The organism is Luteitalea sp. (assembly GCF_044337415.1).
Classification (GTDB): Bacteria; Acidobacteriota; Vicinamibacteria; order Vicinamibacterales; family Vicinamibacteraceae; genus Luteitalea.
On sequence record NZ_JBIINP010000396.1, the window covers coordinates 1 to 2,549 of the forward strand.

Here is a 2,549-nt window from a genome sequence, read left to right on the forward strand (position 1 = left end):
GTCGTCTGCACGTCGGCCTGCAACGCAAGACCGGTGGCCGACGGCCACAGCGTGGCCCGAGCGGCCTTTCCCGTCGCTGCGGCCGGCGTGATGCGCACGCGGACGACGTTCTCGTGGAAGGTGAGTCCCGAGTAGGGGGCGGCGTACCCGAACGCGAGGTCGTCCCAGCTCCACGAGTCGCCGAGCCACTCCTCGCCGAGGCGCGTGGGATCGCCGACGAGATCGCCCTCGATGCGGCTGATGCCCTTCGCTCGCAGTGCGCGCGCCCATTCGCGGAACGTCGCCAGCGGATCGTCGCCGCGCCCGATTGTGGGATCCGCGCTGCCAACAACGACGAGATCACCTCGCAGCACGTGGCCATCGGTCGGGCCCGTGGCGTGCAGGCGCGTGCGGAAGCGGTAGTCCCAGCCGAGACGACTGGCGGCCGCCACCAGCGTCACGATCTTCATGTTCGACGCCGGGATGACGAGGCGGTCGGCGTTGCGGTTGGCGAGGACGATCGGGGCCGGGCTCGGAGAGCCGGCCCTACCTTCTCGGGGACCGTCGATGCGTTCGAGGCGCACGGCCCACAGCACGCGGTCGTCCGTGGCGGCGAAGCGTGCGTCGAAGGCCGCGCCGAGCGCAGCATCGGGCGAGGCCGGGGCGTCAGCGACCGGACGAGGCGTGGAGACAGCGATGGAGGGAGAAGGTGGGGCCTGGCGTGCGGCGCAGGCCCCGTTCGTGATCAGGCCGAGCGCGACCGCCAGCAGGCGGCCGCTTCGGGGCCTCACGGCTTCGTGCCGGGAACCGGCGCCGGCGCGGGCGCCGCGCTGGCTGCGGGCGCCGACGAGGGATCGAGCAGCGCCAGCACGTCGCTCACGGCTGGCGACCCGAGTGTTGCTGCGCCGGGTTCACCAGTGCGCAGCGCGTACATGCGGCCGTTGGCCTGCACGATGGCGACGCGCTCTTCCTTCCCGCCGTCGAAGGTCGCCACCACACTGAGGACCGGCGTGGCGCCGGCAGGCGCGGCGTCGACCCAGCCTTCCGCCCGGATCGTGCCGAGGCGGCTGGCGATGTCGTCGATGGTCGCGGCCTTCACGTTCGGGTCGGGCGGGGTCGTCTGGGTCCACGTGTCGGTGGCCGAGGCGCCGCTGCCTGTCGTCTTCTTCTCGAACGTGCGGCTGGTGTCGCCACGCGCCACCACAAGGCGCGACAGGTTGAACATGCGATAGGCGAACAGGTCCTTGGCGCGATAGCTGGACGCGGTGCGCTGCAGGTCGTCGGCCAGGCCCTTCTCGACGGTGAAGACGATCGGGCGTGCGGCGTCCTTCATGTGCACGGCGGTGTCGCCGCTCGGCGTGCCGACGAACACCTGCGCCAGCGTCTTGCCGCCTCCCGTGGCCGTCACGGTCGTGCGGGCCGGCTGCAGGCCATACGTGTCGAGCGTGGCCGGTTGTTCGGCGACGATCGCCTGCATCTGGCCCGAGGACAACCGCGTGAGCAGGGCCCCGACGTCGGCCGAGTCGGCGCGCGCCTGCAGCGGCTGCACGATCTGCCACTGGTCGCCCTGCTTCCTGAACTCGATCGTGCCGGGCGCGCCGATGATCGCCAGATGGTCGACGGCCTCGCGATCGAACGTGGCGATGGCCTTGTTGCGCAACTGGAAGGTCGTCCGATCGAGGCTCTGCTCGAGCCAACTCGGCACCGTGAAGACACGTGGCGCGTCGGCGAGCTTGGCGTACGTGTCGCCACCGGTGGCGGTCTTGCTCCCCAGCAGCAGGGTGCGCGTCGTGTTCCCCACCGTGAAGGCCACCGAGACGCGTGGCGCGTCGAGGCCGAACGGCTCGAGGCTGGCGGGCTTCTCGTCGATCACGCGCGTCAGGTCGAGCGAGGCCAGGTTGCTCGTCACGCCCGACACCTCGCTGGCATCGGCCGGCGCCTGCACCGGCGCCTCGATCAGCCAGCCTGCACCCTGCTTCTTCAGCGTCGTGCGGTCGCCGTTGGAGCCGAGGAGTTCGAGGGCGCCAATCGCCTCGGCCTTCAGGTCGGCGAACACCTTCTCCGTCTTCGGCGCGTCCTCGTCGGTCGCCTCGCGCTTCATCTCGACGAACCAGATGTAGGCGCCGAGGGCGGCCGCGAGGGCCAGCAGGATCAGGGTGGAGCGTCCGCGGTTCATCCGCGCCTCCGGCTCCAGGCCCACACACCGAGCGCGGCCACTGCGAGCGGCAACCCGACCACCGACAACCACTTCACGCGACTCTGCTGATCCTCGGTCATCGTCACGCGTCGATCGCCGGCCTGCTTGGGACGGATGGCGATCAGGGCGTCCTGCTGCGCGGCCCAGTTCACCGCGTTCAGGAACAGGTCGCGGTTGCCCTGGGTGCCGAGCACCGCGTTGCTGGCGAAGTCGGAGTCGCCGAACACCACCACGCGCGTCTGCGGTACGCGCGGCGCGTCGGGCGCCGGCTGTCCCGGCACGGGCGGAGTCGGCGGGGGCTTCGGCGCATTCGGGGCGTCCATGCCGATGGCGGCCGCGAGCGTGATCGGGCCTTCCTTGTCGCCGGCCGCCG

General features: G+C 71.4%; 2 protein-coding genes and 1 pseudogene. All 3 read right to left on the reverse strand.

The features are described 5' to 3' along the window. Positions 1–770 (reverse strand): D-alanyl-D-alanine carboxypeptidase/D-alanyl-D-alanine-endopeptidase (gene dacB, locus ACIRDX_RS22795; RefSeq protein ID WP_396627704.1); only part of this gene is annotated, 770 nt, incomplete at its 3' end. Further along, the gene (locus ACIRDX_RS22800; protein ID WP_396627705.1) at positions 767–2,155 is read right to left on the reverse strand and encodes a DUF4340 domain-containing protein; all 1,389 of its coding nucleotides are present in this window, start codon (positions 2,153–2,155) and stop codon (positions 767–769) included. The genes dacB and ACIRDX_RS22800, both read right to left, overlap by 4 nt. After that, positions 2,152–2,549: pseudogene (locus ACIRDX_RS22805) on the reverse strand (ABC transporter); the annotation flags it as partial. The gene ACIRDX_RS22800 and the pseudogene ACIRDX_RS22805, both read right to left, overlap by 4 nt.